15 protein-coding genes are annotated in these 15,041 nt (G+C 64.2%); 7 read left to right on the top strand and 8 right to left on the bottom strand.

Annotated elements, in window-relative coordinates; translation table 11 throughout:
- Positions 1-20: 20 nt before the first annotated feature.
- A complete protein-coding gene (locus tag G432_RS24460; RefSeq protein ID WP_443024285.1) occupies positions 21-482 on the bottom strand; it encodes a toprim domain-containing protein in 462 nt (153 codons plus the stop codon).
- Between G432_RS24460 and istA the strand changes: the two genes are divergently transcribed.
- Together istA and istB are read left to right on the top strand one after the other, a co-directional pair.
- Positions 421-1,935, top strand: a complete 1,515-nt coding sequence (gene istA / locus G432_RS18845; protein ID WP_015460387.1) for an IS21 family transposase — start codon at positions 421-423, stop codon at positions 1,933-1,935. The two genes, G432_RS24460 and istA, sit on opposite strands and share 62 nt — an antisense overlap.
- Positions 1,922-2,650: an IS21-like element helper ATPase IstB gene (istB, locus tag G432_RS18840; RefSeq protein WP_015459191.1), complete on the top strand. Its 729-nt coding sequence runs from the start codon at positions 1,922-1,924 to the stop codon at positions 2,648-2,650. The genes istA and istB overlap by 14 nt, the downstream gene beginning before the upstream one ends.
- Positions 2,651-3,080: 430 nt before the next feature.
- Here the strand turns inward: istB and G432_RS22715 are convergent, their stop codons facing one another.
- The 7 genes from G432_RS22715 to G432_RS22210 form a co-directional block, all read right to left on the bottom strand.
- Positions 3,081-3,980, bottom strand: a complete 900-nt coding sequence (locus G432_RS22715; RefSeq protein ID WP_084653085.1) for a LysR family transcriptional regulator — start codon at positions 3,978-3,980, stop codon at positions 3,081-3,083.
- A gap of 176 nt (positions 3,981-4,156) precedes the next feature.
- Positions 4,157-5,362, bottom strand: a complete 1,206-nt coding sequence (locus tag G432_RS18825; RefSeq protein ID WP_015460411.1) for a type II toxin-antitoxin system HipA family toxin — start codon at positions 5,360-5,362, stop codon at positions 4,157-4,159.
- A gap of 35 nt (positions 5,363-5,397) precedes the next feature.
- Positions 5,398-5,691, bottom strand: a complete 294-nt coding sequence (locus G432_RS18820; RefSeq protein WP_015460410.1) for a helix-turn-helix domain-containing protein — start codon at positions 5,689-5,691, stop codon at positions 5,398-5,400.
- A 161-nt stretch (positions 5,692-5,852) separates the two neighbouring features.
- The gene (locus tag G432_RS22220; RefSeq protein WP_187294015.1) at positions 5,853-6,803 is read right to left on the bottom strand and encodes a FecR family protein; all 951 of its coding nucleotides are present in this window, start codon (positions 6,801-6,803) and stop codon (positions 5,853-5,855) included.
- Positions 6,804-6,865: 62 nt separating this feature from the next.
- Positions 6,866-7,408: an RNA polymerase sigma factor gene (locus G432_RS18810; protein WP_015460408.1), complete on the bottom strand. Its 543-nt coding sequence runs from the start codon at positions 7,406-7,408 to the stop codon at positions 6,866-6,868.
- Positions 7,405-8,100, bottom strand: a complete 696-nt coding sequence (locus tag G432_RS22215) for a secretin and TonB N-terminal domain-containing protein (protein ID WP_015460407.1) — start codon at positions 8,098-8,100, stop codon at positions 7,405-7,407. Before G432_RS22215 ends, G432_RS18810 begins: the two co-directional genes overlap by 4 nt.
- Positions 8,101-8,186: 86 nt before the next feature.
- Positions 8,187-8,843 carry an energy transducer TonB family protein gene (locus G432_RS22210; protein WP_015460406.1) on the bottom strand — a complete coding sequence of 219 codons (657 nt, stop codon included), beginning with the start codon at positions 8,841-8,843 and terminating at the stop codon, positions 8,187-8,189.
- Between the two features lie 185 nt (positions 8,844-9,028).
- Between G432_RS22210 and G432_RS18790 the strand changes: the two genes are divergently transcribed.
- The 5 genes from G432_RS18790 to G432_RS18770 all read left to right on the top strand — a co-directional run bounded on the left by G432_RS18790 (position 9,029) and on the right by G432_RS18770 (position 15,028).
- Positions 9,029-9,976, top strand: coding sequence for a helix-turn-helix domain-containing protein (locus tag G432_RS18790; RefSeq protein ID WP_187294014.1), 948 nt, complete (start codon positions 9,029-9,031; stop codon positions 9,974-9,976).
- A gap of 413 nt (positions 9,977-10,389) precedes the next feature.
- Positions 10,390-11,982 (top strand): ShlB/FhaC/HecB family hemolysin secretion/activation protein, encoded by a 1,593-nt coding sequence (locus G432_RS18785; RefSeq protein WP_015460404.1) that lies wholly within the window; start codon positions 10,390-10,392, stop codon positions 11,980-11,982.
- 2 nt (positions 11,983-11,984) lie between these two features.
- Positions 11,985-13,736, top strand: coding sequence for a DUF2341 domain-containing protein (locus G432_RS18780; protein WP_015460403.1), 1,752 nt, complete (start codon positions 11,985-11,987; stop codon positions 13,734-13,736).
- A gap of 23 nt (positions 13,737-13,759) precedes the next feature.
- The gene (locus G432_RS18775) at positions 13,760-14,176 is read left to right on the top strand and encodes an ExbD/TolR family protein (protein WP_015460402.1); all 417 of its coding nucleotides are present in this window, start codon (positions 13,760-13,762) and stop codon (positions 14,174-14,176) included.
- A gap of 150 nt (positions 14,177-14,326) precedes the next feature.
- Complete coding sequence (locus tag G432_RS18770; RefSeq protein ID WP_015460401.1) at positions 14,327-15,028, top strand: cell envelope integrity protein TolA; 702 nt, start codon at positions 14,327-14,329, stop codon at positions 15,026-15,028.
- Positions 15,029-15,041 lie beyond the last annotated feature (13 nt).

Raw genomic sequence — 15,041 nt, 5'->3', positions numbered from 1 at the left:
CGCTTTCCTCTCACCGACATTCAGACCGCAGCTCGGACTGAGCGCATGAGCACATCATTCCAGTCGTCGCCGGTTAGCTCCGGCCGCCTGGTGACAATCAGCCGCCCTTCGCAAGCGTAGGCCTCTCGCGCACGCTCTTCAGCAAGGTGCCCGCCCGCATCATTGTCGACAAAGAGATACAGCTGGTGCACCGATTCCGGGATTGTGGCCAAGCCGAAGCGTTCGTTTCCTAGCGTCGCCCAGCAGGGAACCTTGAACATTTGCATCGCTGAGAGGGCCGTTTCGTTTCCCTCTGCGAGGCCAAGGCGTGTGGATCGGCGTGCAAAAAGGACCCCGTTAGCGGGGTGATCGGCGTCTAAAAGGGACCCCTCATTTCGATAGCCTAAACAGTCGTCTGGATGTTCAGGCGGCGAGATCGGGATGTTGGTTTTGGAGACAGTGGTTCGGATCCGGCGAGAGTTCGCCGGCGGGAAGGCGATCAAGGCGATCGCGCGTGATCTGCATGTGTCGCGGAAGGTGATCCGCAAGGCGATCCGGGCGCCGGAAGGCGCATTTGATTATCGACGCAAGGTTCAGCCGCTACCGCGGATCGGTCCGTTTCAGGATCGTCTTGATGTGCTGCTGGAAGAGAATGAGTTGCTGGGCCGACGTGACCGGCTTCGGATGACCCGTATCCACGACCTTTTGGTGCGTGAGGGTTTCGAAGGCTCCTACGATGCCGTGCGTCGCTATGCGGCACGGTGGAAGGTCGAGCGGCGCAGGAATGTCGGCGATGGGACGACGGCCTTTATTCCGATGCTGTTCCAGCCCGGCGAGGCCTACCAGTTCGACTGGAGCCACGAGGATGTCGAGATCGACGGCAAGCCGATGCGGGTGAAGGTCGCGCATATGCGGCTGTGCGCATCGCGGGCGGTGTATGTCCGGGCCTATCCCCGCGAGAGCCAGGAGATGCTGTTTGACGCGCATGCGCGCGGCTTTGCCTTTTTCGGTGGCGTGCCCAAGCGCGGCATCTACGATAATATGAAGACGGCGGTGACGAGCGTGTTCACCGGCAAGGAGCGGGTGTTCAACCGGCGGTTCCTGATCATGGCCGACCATTATATGGTCGAGCCCACGGCCTGCTCGCCGGCGGCGGGCTGGGAGAAGGGCCAGGTCGAGAACCAGGTGCAGACGATCCGAGGGCGCTTCTTCCAGCCCCGTTTGCGGTTCGCCAGCCTTGAGGAGCTCAATGGCTGGCTGGAAGCCGAGTGCCGGCGCTGGGCCGAACGGCAGGCGCATCCTGAACAGGGCGAACAGACCGTGGCGCAGATGCTGGAGATGGAACGCCCCGCATTGCAACCGATGCTGGGGCCGTTCGACGGCTTCAACGAGAGCGAGCATGGCGTGTCGGGCACCTGCCTGATCAGCTTCGATCGCAACCGATACTCGGTTCTCTCGACGGTGGCACGACGCACGGTGCAGGTCCGGGCCTATGCCGACCGCATTGTCGTCCGATGCGATGATGAGGTCGTTGCCGAACATCCCCGCTTCTTCGGGCGTAACCGCACGATCTATGATCCCTGGCACTATCTGCCGGTGCTGGCCCGCAAGCCCGGCGCTTTGCGCAACGGCGCCCCTTTCCAGGACTGGGAGCTGCCGCCAGCACTGGCTCGGTTGCGCCGCAAGCTGGGCAATGGCGATGATGCCGATCGGCGGTTCGTGCGCGTGCTGGCGGCCGTGCTGACCGACGGTCTGGAACTCGTCGAGGCCGCCGTGCGGGAGGCGCTGGCGACCGGCACGGCGAGCGATGATCTGATCCTCAATATCCTGGCGCGGCGCCGCGAACCGCCGCGACCGCTGACGATCGTCACTTCGGAGGACAACGCCCTGCGGCATCCGCCGATCGCAGACTGTGCCCGTTACGACCAACTGAGGAACTTCCATGCAGCGGCATGACATGATCGACGCGATGCGCGGGCTCGGTCTCAAGGGGATGGCCGGCGCGTTCGATGAGGCCGTCACCACCGGCCTTCAGCGGCAGCGCACGACGATGGAGATACTGACCGATCTGCTGCGCGCGGAGGCAACCCATCGCCACGCAGCCTCGATCCGATACCGGATGGCAGCCGCCAAGCTGCCGGTGGTGAAGGACATCGATGCCTTCCACTTCGAGGGGACGCCGATCAACGAGGCGCTGGTCCGTTCGCTACACAGCGGCGCGTTCCTGCCTGCACGGCGCAATGTCGTCCTGGTCGGCGGCACAGGCACCGGCAAAACCCATCTGGCCATCGCCATCACCGCCAATGTCGTCCGCGCCGGGGCGCGGGGGCGTTACTTCAACACCGTGGATCTGGTGACCCGCCTCGAAGAAGAGGCCCGGATCGGCAAGAGTGGCGCGCTTGCCGCCCAGCTCTCCCGGCTCGATCTCGTCGTTCTGGACGAGCTTGGCTATCTGCCGTTCGCCCGCTCAGGCGGGCAGTTGCTATTCCATCTGGTCAGCAAACTTTATGAGCAAACCAGCGTCGTCATCACCACCAATCTGGCGTTCGGGGAATGGCCCACCGTGTTCGGCGATCCCAAGATGACCACCGCGCTCCTCGATCGCGTCACTCATCATTGCGACATCATCGAGACCGGCAACGACAGCTGGCGCTTCAAGAACCGCAACTGATCCCACCGCATGCCGGGATTAAGATGCTTTGCGCTGCGCGCGTCTCCGGTCGGGCTCCGCCCTCCCTACGCCGCGCGCAGCGCAAGGAGCGTTCCTCGACCGTCGCCCCATCCTTGAGAGGGGGTCCCTTTTGCGCGCCGATCGGGGGTCCCGTTTGGACGCCGATTGACAGGCATTCGCGCATTCTGCCCCGCGCACCATGCCGTCGCGGCATTGCGCGATGACTTGGCGGGCCTCGTCCAGGTTGGCCTCGAAATATTGCGTTCCCCTCGGTTCTGATGATCCTACCGCATCGGCCCCCGGCAATAGCACCGGGCGCAGGACGAACCCCGAACCAAACCCGATCACGAGCGCGACGATCGCGATCACCAATGACTTTGCGGGCATCCGGTTATTCCTTTGCAATATCTGTGGGAACGGGAGCGCCGGATCAGGCATCCGGGTAACGCTCGCGGATGAGCCCGAGGAACCGACGCAGCGCGGGACTTGTGTCGTCGCTACGCCAGTAACAGCCATAGTCGATCCGGGCCTGGCCGGTCGGCTCATGAACCTCGCGGAAGATGATGCCCGGATGATTGACGCCCAGCGCCGATTCCGAAACCAGTGTCAGAAACCAGCCTGCGGACACCATCGCCAGAACATTCTCACGGCTGACATCCTGAGTTTCTACGTCGGGCTCGTAGCCTGGCTCAGCGAGACGGGCCTGAAGGAGGCGAACCAGGTCAGGGCCGGGATCTTGTGTGCCGAGGACGAAAGTCTGGCGGCGCAGATCGTGCCAGTAGATTCTCTCCGTCTCGACCAGCGGATGTTCGTCAGGCAGGGCGACAAGGACGCGTTCGGACCAGAGTGGGCGGCGTCTGACGCCAGGATCGCCAAGGTCGCCGGTAACGACGGCTAGATCGATCACTCCGGCGTGGAGCGCGTGATGCAGAAAGCCGCGATCCCGCTCGACGCCATTCAATCGCACATCGGGAAACCGGCGCTGGAACTCGACGATCGCGAAGCGCAGATCGCCGGCGGTCAGTGAACTGCAAAAGCCGATGGTCAGTTCACCCGCATCACCGTTCCGCATGGCGCGCGCTCGCGTTTGCAGAGTCTCGACCTCCGTGAGTATCCGACGGGCGGTGGCGATGATCGGCAAACCCTCTGGCGTCACGAACGCGCCGCGGGTCCGGCGCTCGAACAGTTTCACGCCGAGGCGGTGTTCCAGGAGCAGCACATTTCGGCTGAGCGTCGCCTGTTTGATCCGCAGCAGCGCCGCAGCCCGTGAAAAGCTTCTGGTTTCCGCAGCGAGCACTGCGTAGCGCAATTGTTTCGTTTCTAACGGCACGACCGACCTCCCCGATGGAGGAAGGGAGGGATGTCCGGGACAGTCTGCCGGTCCGCCCCCGAGATCCGTTGCTCACATCACTTCCTCCTGACTGAAAGACCAGCGCAGGCGGCTGCAAACGAAACGGATTCTGTCATTGAAACGAAATAATTAACCTTGTCAGCTCATCAGGGCGTTCAATCCGTCAGGATCTGCACCATGGTCCTTACATGAGCATCGATCCGCTCCAGCACGGATGGAGGAACGACGTCCCGTTCTGGCAAGGTCCACCAGTGCTTGTCGATCCGATGGACTGTCTCGGCCACGGCTTTGAGTACGGCGGGCTCTGGAAGTCTTGCCCGGTTGGCGAAGGCCTTCCACCGAGCCGGTCCCAGTGCCTTGAACGATCGCTCACCGCCAAGCGACAGCGCCAGGCCATCTGAGGGAATATAGGGAACCGTTGAAAGCGTGTCGTAGATCGGCGCCAGTGCTGGGGTGTCGCCCGCGCCCGGATAGATCAACGACCAGTTCTTGAGATGCATATCTCCGTTGCCCATCACAGCCGAGAGGGTCAGTCTGCGGACGAATTCCAGCGCGGCGAAGGATGAGATTGCGACGTTCAGCACCGAAGCGATGTCGTGGAAGGCGGCCCCGTCATATTTACGTGCGGGATAAAGGCCGAAGATCTGCGCGAAATCTTCGATATGGACGCGCCGTCCATTCGCCGTTCGATCGAAACGGCGAACGAGGAGAACTTGCCCTTCGGCAAGCGTATCAAACTCTTCGGGTATCCCCTCAAACTGGTCGCGGCTGAGAAGCTCCCGCTCGGGCACGTTCATCCCGATCGCTTCGGCGAGCGCGAGGTTCGCGAACTCATTTTCCGACACGCCCGGAAAGGCGGTGGACGGGAATTTGGCGATATATTGCCCTTCGCCGTCACCAAGCGGCAGCGTCAGACCTCCGCCCTTGCCGGTGTTCTTCATCACCGACAGCTTCATTTGCACGCCCGCCAGCGAAAAGCGCACCTTGCGCGGTCCATCTGTGGTTCTCGTCGCGACGCTGGCTTGTCCGTCGGAGGGCAATACGCGCACAGCGCCGGGCAGATCAACGCCGAGCGCCGCCAGGAGATCAAAATCATTGCCCGGCCGCACATTGCCGGCATGGTGCCTCTCCATCGCTGCGCGCAAATGGTCTTCGGGCAGGAGGTTGGCGAAAAAAGGCGGCAAGGCGCCAGAGACGGGACGCGCGTCTTTACGCAAGCCCCCCGAAGCGGAGCGAAGGGACAGGCTCAGGATCGGAACACCGCCGGTCGCGCGATAGGCCGGATCAAGGCTGAAGGCGCTGAAATCACCGGGTGTTCTGACGATCGTGCCGACCTTCACATCCCTCAGCAACACATCCATGCAGGTTATCGTCTCAGCGGTTGGCAAGGCTGTCATCACCGCTCTTCCGGTTGCGGGCTGAAGGCTGGGCGATCATCCTCTGTTTCCGGATGTAAGAGCGCCGCCACAGCCGGCGCCATTGCCTGGGGCACCAGCATCATTTCGAGGCCGACGGCCCGGGCGATGTTGATCAATGTCGTGGCGCGCGCCGCTGCAGCCCCTGTCTCAATGTCGCGATAGCGTGGGCGTGATATGCCGGCGAGATCGGCGACTTGTTCCTGGGTCAGGCGCGCGGCCTGCCGGGCGCGCCGAAGGTGGTCGCCGATCTCTTTCAACGTGCCATCTTCCATTTGATACCTTTACGGATCGATCGACTCATAATTGATCCGAATAGGTATCACATCGACGAAGTGTAATCAATCAAAGATACTAAAACATATCATTTATACACCGAATGGATCGTTTTCAGATCATTGCGCGCGTTCGAGGCGCGGGAATGGCCGGAAGTGGGTTAGCTCATGACCACCACGCCGCCGGCGAGATGGCGGGCGCGCAGGTTCAGCAATTGCTCGATCTGCGGGACGGCTTCCTCGATCCGGTTGGTGTGGAAGATCGCATTGACCTCAAGGCCGCCCAGCGCCGTATTGGCGAGCACAATCTTGCCCGAACGGTAGAGATTGATCTGGTCGACCACCTCGGCCAGCGACGCGCCTTCGAAGATCAGCAGGCCCCGCCGCCAGGCCGTCGCCTTGGCGCCATCGATCTCGCTGCGCCGTGTTCCGCCGTCGGCTGCGACGAACACCTGTTCATTGGCGCGCAACATGATCGGCCGATCGCCGCCAAGGCATGTCACCTCTCTATCGACACAGGCGATGCGAACGCCGCCATCGAGGCGCTGGACGTTGAAGCTGGCGCGCCGTGTCGAGGCCTCCACTGCGCCTGCCTTCACCCGGAACGGCGCACTGCGTTCCCCGGCGGTGATGAAGGCCTCGCCGACCACGAGACTGATGCCGTTTGCACCGTCGCGGGTCGTGTCGAGCAGGGATATGGCGGTGCGGGAATTCATCTCCACCTTGACGCCGTTTACGGGCGCAAAGGCGTATCGCTGCCCGATTGCGGTCCGGTGGTCCGCGGTGAGCTCGGCAAAGGAAGGCCAGAGGCCGAGCGGCGGTCGGGCGACGCCCAGCGTCAGTGCGGCGAGCGCTGCCGTGCCGCCGCCGGCCAGAACAGCGCGGCGGCTCACCATGGCGGGCTTCTTGTTGTGCTTCGCCGCGACGGCGTAATTGCGCACGCCGGCAATCTCACGAAAGGCGGCCTCGTGCGCCGGGCTGGTGGCGCGCCATGCCGCAAGCCGGGCGGCATCGTCGTCCGTCGCTGCGCCGGAGGTCAGGCAGACGAGCCAATCGGCCGCTTCGACGAGCAGGTCGTCGGCGTCATCTTCACGGATCTCCCGATCCGTCATCGGCAATCCGAATCCAACGGGCGCGGCCATTGCGCGGTCTGCATCCTCAATTCTTTCTCCTCCTATCGGGTAGACACGCGAGCGGCCCGCTCAGCGAAAGGGTTTTTTCGCCGGGTACGACGCGCGCAGTGCAAAATGGCGCCGCGCAGGTCCATCTGGATCAGCCGCACCGTCACGCCATAGTGCTCGGCGAGTTGCTCATGGCTCATCGTGCCGGTGAAACTCTCAATGAAGACGTGGCGCTGGCGGGGCGTCAGTTCACCCAGCACTTTCCAGACATGGGCGAGTTCGCTGCGCGCCAGGGCGATCCGTTCCGGGCCGGGCGCGTCATCGGGGATCGACAATATGTCTTCGATATCCTGGCTGCCCAATACGCGGCGCTGTTTCGCCGACAGGGTCGCGGCCATGTTGATCGCCGCGCGATAGATATAGGCGTCGGGGTCGTTGACGGGCGCGTCATCTTTGAGATCGCTGAACTTGATCCAGGTCTCGTGCAGCGCTTCGCCGGCCAGGTCCTGCGAGCCAAGACGCGCGGCCAGGCGATCGCGAATTTGGGTGTAGCGGAGCGCCAGCGTTGTTTTGAGACTGGCCCGCGTCGCGCTCATTGACGCCGCCTCCCGCCAGGCCGCGCTTCACGTCCCGCAAAACGGTCGGTTTCCACTTCGAAGCGCATCGACCGGCTTAGCCCCTCGGGCGGCGGGCTGCTGATAAGCGTGCCGAACAGGATCTGGCGGACGCGGGCGTCCCAATCAGGTTCGGAACTGCCGCGCATCAGGCGCACCTCATCGATGCGGCCGGTCGGATCGACGGAGACGGCGATCTCGATGCGAAAACTACGCCCCTCATAGGCGCCGTCGCGCTTCAGGCGCTCGAAGATTTCCGTCTGAACGCGCTGGGCATAATGGTTGTAGGCGCTCGGATCGCGGCGACCGACCAGGCGCGGCGCGCGAACTTCCGCCATGTCGAGATGGAGCGCGGACGGGCTGGCCGTCACCGCATTTCCGGCCCGGTCGGTCGGTGGCGGCTGGCCCGCGACGAAAATCACCGCGGAGTTGGGGCCGGTGAAGCGCGCCGAGAGGCCGGTGCCTTGCAGCAGATGCCGGAGCGCGGCAGGCGCGGCATAGACGCCGCTGAGCGGTGTGGACTGCCGCGCACCGGCGAGGCTTTGGCGATAGATGATGTTGACGCCGCTCACGGTCGCAAACTCGGCAATCGCCTGCGCCACGGGTTGGGCGGGAATATCGTAGCGCCGCTCTTGCATCGCCGGCGCTGTCTGGGCTGCCGCCGCCCCGGCCATGCAGATCGTGAAGACGATGGCGGCAACGAGCAGAAGCCCTCGTCCGCTTCGCCTGACTGCAATGAAAGGGATGCGCGCAACCCTTGTCATCCGAGCCTGAAGGTCACCGGGAGGACGACGCTGAGCTGGCCGGGCCAGCCTTCCGGGAAAGCCGGGAGGGGCTGCGCGCGCATGACCGCGGCCACCGCTTCCCGGTCGATGTCGGTGGCGCCGGAGCTTTCTCCAACCCAGGCCTCGATCACTCGCCCCTCACGCGACATGGTGAAGTGCAGCATGACCACGCCCTCGCGGCCTGCATCGCGCGCACCGGCGGGATAGAGGCGGTAACGCGCCAGATGAGCCTCTAGTCGCCGGCGATAAGCGAGGACATCGGCGGTCGGGAGATTGGCCAGATCCTGTGCGTCGCCCTGCGCCTCGGCACTGGCGCGCATCCCATCTGGCTCAGGCCCGGCAGCGCGCGGCAACGGGTCAGGATCTCCGGTCAGGCCGGACGCCTCCGGGGGGCGTGGTTGCGACAGAGCCTCCGCCATCTCGCCGCGCTGGGGCCTGTCGTCGCGAGCGCGTCCGTCCGCGGGATCAAGGGGGATGAGTTCGACGATCAGTACCGAACCGCGATCGCCGCCGGCGACGTCGCGAACAGGCGTGCCCTTATCCCAGGCCCATAAGAGAGCAGCCCCCATGGCAGCGTGCATGGAGAGCGAGGCGAGCCAGCCTATCAGTCGTGTCGAGACCTCCCGACTCATCGTGCGTCTGTCATCCCACTGTCATTCAAATGCTCAGCCCGTAGGCAGAAATTATCGCGTCTTCGTGACAGCTGGCCGGGCGGCAGAATTCTTTCGCGATGCCGGGCTGAAGAAAAATGCCTCGAAGCGAAAAAAGTCTTTCGTTCGATGTCGCGAGATTGGTCTTCCAGTCGAGGACCATGACCATGAACCCGAATATGGCCATCAGATTGGAGACGCATGACGCGGATAACAGGGCGATCGCCTTGCCATCCGTGCGTGCAGTCGCGCCCCATCGTCACGCGGTTGCCGTCCGTGAAGCGGCACGCCCGGCGGTCTTGCGGCAACGCTTCAAGCTCGGTCCGCTCGACTTCGATTATCGGGCTTTTCCGCGCCAGCGCGTTGTTGCGCTCTCCTCCACCGACGCGACCGTCCACATCGTCATGCCGATCACCGGGACGGCCGTGGTGGTGACGGAGGGGAAAGCGCAGACGCTCAGCGCTGGTTCGGCGCTGCTCCTTGGCGCCATTACACGGACGGCCGTTGTCTGCGCCGCCGGTTCGAGCGCGCTCTTCCTGCATATTCCGCGCGCCGCCATCCAGTCGGCCGCCTCGCGCGTGCTTGGCAGTCCGCGCCGTCTCGCGGCGATCGATCATCTGTTCGGCTGGTCTCTCGACGATCTGGGCGCCCAACTGCCGCGCGCTTCGGTTGCGGCGGAGCCCGGCCAGGACGATCGCGTGCTCGAGCAGCGCACGCTTGATGGACTGGTGAAGCGGTTGCGCGAGGATGCGGCTGCTGACACGCTCTTTCCCGTCGCGCGCTCGGTGCAGCGGGCCGTCGAGCATATCCGCGCCAACCCGCAGCACAGTTGGACGATCAACGATTTGGCGCCGATGGTGGGCGTGACGCCTGGCACCTTGCGCCGGAACTTCCGAACCTGCCTTGGAAACACCGTTACCCAGCTCGTTCAGCAAATCCGCATCGAGTGGGTGAGAGCCCGCCTCGAAAGCGTGACCGAAAGCCGATCTATCAGCGACATCGCGCTCGCCGCCGGCTTCGGCGCGCCAGGCGTGATGAGCCGGACCTATCAACGTCACTTTGGAGAAACGCCGAGCAAGACCCGCGCGCGGGCCTTTCGCGCCATGCGCGACTGAACCTTCCTCCCGCCCCTGGGAGACAATATTCTCTTCAGCGTCCCGACGAATAGTCAGGGCGCAATTTCTGCTGCAATGAAGTAAAAATACAATATTATTCGACATAAATTACTATCAAGTGATTCGCCTGTGGCATTACGATAATACGTATACCAGCGATCCCTGTAACACAACTTACATACTAAACGACCTAGGCGAGACGAAACGCATTTGTTCATGCGTTATGTCTTGAGACTCTCCCGCATCCCTTCTTAAGAGCGCATCGACAACTGGCGCTGCAATGCAGCACGAATCTTTGCGTGCGCCAGCCATGGGACGACAGCGACCGATCGCCGTTCGGCTCCAAGCCGTGGCGGCGCTTCCGGCAGGGGGTACAGGTTTTGAGGTTTGAAAAAGATCACCGGCGTCGCGCTGTGAGCCATGTCGCGCTTGCCGTCGCCATAGGCCTGATCGCAGCCCCGGCATTCGCCCAGGACGGTGTGGCCGGCGACGCCACGGGCGCGCCCGCCGATGCAGGCGCTCAGTTCGACATCATGGCGTTTCAGGTGAAGGGCAACACCGTCCTTGCGCCTGACGATGTCGAGCGGGCGATCCTGCCCTTCATGGGGCCGGGACGAAGTGAGGCCGATGTGGAGGCCGCACGGGCGGCTTTGCAGAAAGCCTATGAGGATGCCGGCTATGTGGCGGTCTCTGTCTATGTGCCTGAACAATCCGTCGACGGCGGGGTTCTGCAACTGGCTGTTCAGCAACAGGCCATCGGCCAGCTGCTCGTCGAAGGCGACACGGGACGCGCCGATGCTCTGCGCGCGATGGCGCCCTCGGTCGCGCCGGGCCAGACGCCCAACCTGACCGCCTTCCAGCGCGATGTCGTCGCGCTCAACAGCAATCCCAATCGCCGCGTCACGCCGGAACTACGTGCCGGCGAAGCGCCCGGAACGCTCGATGTCGTCCTCAAGGTCGAGGAAAGCTCGCCGTTCCATGCCTCTGCGGAGCTCAACAATTTCAGTTCATCGGCCACGACCGATCTGCGGGCGTCCGCGACAATCCGCTACGACAATATGTGGGGACGCGGGGATTCCCTAAGTCTGTCCGCTCAGACCGCCCCCGAGCGCACCGACGACGGCACCGTCTTGTCCGGCAATTATCTGATGCGGTTGGGGCAAGGCACGCAGCTCCTGCTCTATGGGGTCCATTCCGACAGCGACATCGCGGTGGTCGGCGGGACCAATGTCGTCGGCAAGGGCAACATGATCGGCGCCCGGCTGATCCAGTCGCTCGGGTCCAGCGAGGGCTTTTATCATTCGCTGACGCTCGGTTTCGACTGGAAGGACTTTAAGGAGGATGTGATCCTCGGTTCCGACCGTGCGTCCGCCCCGATCGAATATTTCCCGGTCATGGCGAGCTGGCGCGGCGACTGGGCGGGCGATCGCTCGAACAGCAATATCACCGTTTCGGGCACCTTCGGCATCCGCGGTCTCGGCGATCCCTGGGAGCGCTTCGACGCCAAGCGTTACATGGCCCGCCAGAGCTTCATCGCCTTGAAGCTCGACGCGGAGACCACGCGGACGTTCGGACCCGATCTTCAGCTCAACGCGCGGTTCTCCGGCCAATGGTCGCCCGATCCGCTGATCTCGAACGAAGGCTTCTCGCTCGGCGGCATGTCGAGCGTGCGCGGCTATTATGAGTCCGAGGCGATCGGTGATTATGGCTTTGCCTATCAGACCGAACTGCGCTCGCCGGATTTAGGCCGGATGCTCGGCAGCGAGCTCATCAATGAGCTGCGGTTCCACGCCTTTATCGACAGTGGCTATGTCGGCATCCACCAGCCGCTCGAAAGCCAGCTTGCGACCCGCAACACCTGGCTTTCCAGCGCCGGCCTCGGCGCACGGCTCAAGCTCTTCAACCATCTGACCGGCGCGATCAACGCCGGTGTTCCGCTCAGGTCGGGTTCGGAATCCGAGTCCGGCGACATCTTCGTTCGCTTCCGCATCCAGGGGGAATTCTAATCATGTCCGTTATTGCACGTCTCAAAAAGGGTGCGGTTGCCGGTGGCGTCGCGCTGGCCGCGACTGTCGCATTCGCCGCTCCGGCTCATGCCTGGTGGGAGGCCGATTACAGCTATCGCACCAGGATCAATCTCAACGTCGACGCCGCCGGCATCACCGGCGAAGTCACGCGCGCGCCGGTGCTGGTTCGCCTGCACTCGGGCAATTTCAGCTTCAAGGATGTGAAGGCGGACGGTTCCGACCTGCGCTTTGTCGCTGGCGACGATCGCACGCCGCTCAAGTTCCACATCGAGCGCTGGTCGCCGCAGGACGAGCAGGCGCTGGTCTGGGTTGATGTCCAGGGACTTCAGCCGGGTCAGGCGTCCGCGATCTATGCCTATTATGGCAATGAAAGCGCGGCGGCTGCGCAGGATGCAGCCGGCACCTTCAGCGCCGACTATCGCCTTGTCTATCACTTCGACAACGAGGGAGCTCCTCGGGACGCCACCGCCAATGGCGCCCACGCCACTGGCGGAGAAGCGCGGAACGCGGGCGGCCTGATCGGATCGAGCCTCATTCTCGATGGCGCGAACCCGGTGACGCTGCCCGCGTCCGCCTTCGCTTCCGGCCCGCTTTCCATCAGCTTCTGGGTAAAACCCTCGGGCGATGGCGCGATCTTCAGCCTGCCGGGTGCGGTGAGCCTCGTCGCGGAAGGCGGCCAGCTGTTCATCGACGCCAATGGGACGCGCAGCAATGGCGGCGCTCTGGCGGCCGATAGCTGGGCCAATGTCGCGCTGGTGAACGACGGCGCCAAATCGACCCTCTACATCAATGGCCAGCCTGCGGGCGAAGTGGCGGGCGCGCTCGCGGCTGCGACCGGCGCCGCCGTCATCGGTCAGGGCTTCACCGGCGAGATCGACGAATTCCGCGTGGCCGGCGCGGCTCTGCCGCAGAGCCTGTTCCAGCTCGCCGCCGCCAGTGAAGGCCAGGCCTCGCGTCTGGTGACGACCGATACGCCCCAGCAGGTCGAGACCGGCGGCGGCCACAACCATTTCGGCATTCTCTTCTCGGCGCTGACGCTCGACGCCTGGATCGTCATCATCATCTGCGCCTTCATGCTCGCGATCGCCATTGCGATCATGATCACCAAGGGCTTGCTGATCAGCCGCGTCCGCAGCGCGAACGAGGCCTTTATCGACGCCTATAGCCAGCTTTCGCGGCGCGCAGGCGATCATGATGGCCTCCCGGCGTTCGATCCGGGCAATGCCGCCGCGGAGTCCACGCTCGGTCGTCTCTACAATATCGGGCGCCGCGAGCTCACCGAGCGCCTGCGTGAAGGCAAGGCCACCGGCTCTCGCTTTGCGATCCGCGCCCAGTCGATCGCGGCGATCCGCTCGGCCCTCGACGCCGGACGCGTCCGCGAAAGCCAAAAGCTCAACTCGAAGCTGGTGCTGCTGACCATCGCCATCTCGGGCGGCCCCTTCATCGGCCTGCTCGGCACGGTGCTGGGCGTCATGATCACCTTCGCGAGCGTTGCCGCTGCCGGTGAGGTCAACATCAACGCCATCGCGCCGGGTATCGCCGCCGCGCTGCTCGCCACCGTGGCGGGCCTTGCCGTCGCGATCCCGGCGCTGTTCGGCTACAACTATCTGCTCAGCCGGATCGAAGAACTCACCGCCGACCACGACATCTTCGTGGACGAGCTGGAGAAGCGCATCGCCGAGACCTGGCAGGACACGCCGGCTCCCGCACCCGTCCCCGCCAAAGCGGCCTGACCCCAACTTAAGGAGATCAGGCCATGGGTATGCAGGTCGGTGGCGGCAAGAAGCCGTATAATGAAATCAACATCACCCCGTTCGTCGACGTGGTGCTGGTGCTGCTGATCATCTTCATCCTGATGACGACGGCGGCAGTCCAGGGGATCAAGGTGGACCTCCCATCCGCCTCCTCGGCCAAGACGCTCGAGGCGCAGAAGAGCCGGGTCATCGCGGTATCGAACGACGGGACCGTGTCGATCGACGCCATCCCCGTCTCGATGGCCGAACTGGAGAGCCAGTTGCGCTCCTCGATCGCCACGACGCCGGACTTGGCGGTGATCCTGCGCGGTGACCGCGCCGTCCAGTACGACAAGGTCATGCAGGTCCTCGACCTTTGCTCGAAGGTCGGCGTCCCCAGCCTTGGCATGGCGTCCACGCGCCCGCCGAGCGCGAACTGAGGCGGAGGGAATGATGGACCATGCGTGTCAAACGCTCCCGAAGCCACTTTCGTCGTCGCAATCGGCGGCCCTGGTTTCTGCTGGCGCTGGCGATCCTCTTGACGCTTGCGGCGATCTCGATCGTCCGGCTGACGACCTAGGGAGGCGATCATGGCCGCAGGCGCATTGATCGCCCCCGGAAGCCCCAATGGGCCCCGGGGCCGCCGCAAGACATCGCCCATCACCTTCGGACGCGTGCTGGTGGTGGTCGGCGTCGGTCTGGCGCTTGTGATCGGCTATAATTTCCTGGGCAAGCAGACCGTCTCCGATCGTCCCAATGAAATGCGGACGACGCAGGTGATCCTGCCGCCGCCACCGCCCCCTCCGCCGCCGCCCGAACCGCAGCAGGTCGAGCAGCCGCCGGAGCCGACCATCGCGCCGCCGATCGAGCAGCCGCTCGATACGCCGCCGCCGCCCGACGCCAGCAATGATCCAGCGCCCGGCGACAATGCGCTGACGGCGCGCGAAGGCGCGGGCCCGAGCAATTACGGGCTGGCGCGCGGAGACGGATCAGGCACCCGCATCGGTGGCCGCCCCGGCGGCGGCAATCCGTTCGGGGCCTATGCCGCGCAGGCGCAGAGCTGCATCCAGCGGGCCGCCCAGGCTGACCGTGAACTGACACGCGGCCGCTATAGGGCCGAGCTTGCCGTCACCATGGCCGCCAATGGGCGGATCGCCGACGCCCGCGTCAGCGGGGTTGATGACCGCCGCGCCGCGCGCATCCGTGAGGTGCTTTCGGGAACGACCTGCCCGCCGCCGCCGGCAGGGCTCCCGGTCATGCGCCTCGAAATCAACAGCCGCTCGGGAGGCTGATCGCATGTCCGCG

The organism is Sphingomonas sp. MM-1 (assembly GCF_000347675.2).
Lineage (GTDB): Bacteria > Pseudomonadota > Alphaproteobacteria > Sphingomonadales > Sphingomonadaceae > Sphingomonas_E > Sphingomonas_E fennica.
Note: the sequence above shows the minus strand (reverse complement) of the source record. Positions and strands in the feature narration are given on the sequence as shown.

Bases quoted from the DNA above. Each gene is read 5' to 3' on its own strand.
- istA (WP_015460387.1), top strand. From the start codon at position 421: ATGTTGGTTTTGGAGACAGTGGTTCGGATCCGGCGAGAGTTCGCCGGC.
- istB (WP_015459191.1), top strand. From the start codon at position 1,922: ATGCAGCGGCATGACATGATCGACGCGATGCGCGGGCTCGGTCTCAAG.
- G432_RS18825 (WP_015460411.1), bottom strand. From the start codon at position 5,362: ATGGATGTGTTGCTGAGGGATGTGAAGGTCGGCACGATCGTCAGAACA.
- G432_RS18820 (WP_015460410.1), bottom strand. From the start codon at position 5,691: ATGGAAGATGGCACGTTGAAAGAGATCGGCGACCACCTTCGGCGCGCC.
- G432_RS22220 (WP_187294015.1), bottom strand. From the start codon at position 6,803: ATGACGGATCGGGAGATCCGTGAAGATGACGCCGACGACCTGCTCGTC.
- G432_RS18810 (WP_015460408.1), bottom strand. From the start codon at position 7,408: ATGAGCGCGACGCGGGCCAGTCTCAAAACAACGCTGGCGCTCCGCTAC.
- G432_RS22215 (WP_015460407.1), bottom strand. From the start codon at position 8,100: ATGGCCGGGGCGGCGGCAGCCCAGACAGCGCCGGCGATGCAAGAGCGG.
- G432_RS22210 (WP_015460406.1), bottom strand. From the start codon at position 8,843: ATGAGTCGGGAGGTCTCGACACGACTGATAGGCTGGCTCGCCTCGCTC.
- G432_RS18790 (WP_187294014.1), top strand. From the start codon at position 9,029: ATGAACCCGAATATGGCCATCAGATTGGAGACGCATGACGCGGATAAC.
- G432_RS18780 (WP_015460403.1), top strand. From the start codon at position 11,985: ATGTCCGTTATTGCACGTCTCAAAAAGGGTGCGGTTGCCGGTGGCGTC.
- G432_RS18775 (WP_015460402.1), top strand. From the start codon at position 13,760: ATGGGTATGCAGGTCGGTGGCGGCAAGAAGCCGTATAATGAAATCAAC.
- G432_RS18770 (WP_015460401.1), top strand. From the start codon at position 14,327: ATGGCCGCAGGCGCATTGATCGCCCCCGGAAGCCCCAATGGGCCCCGG.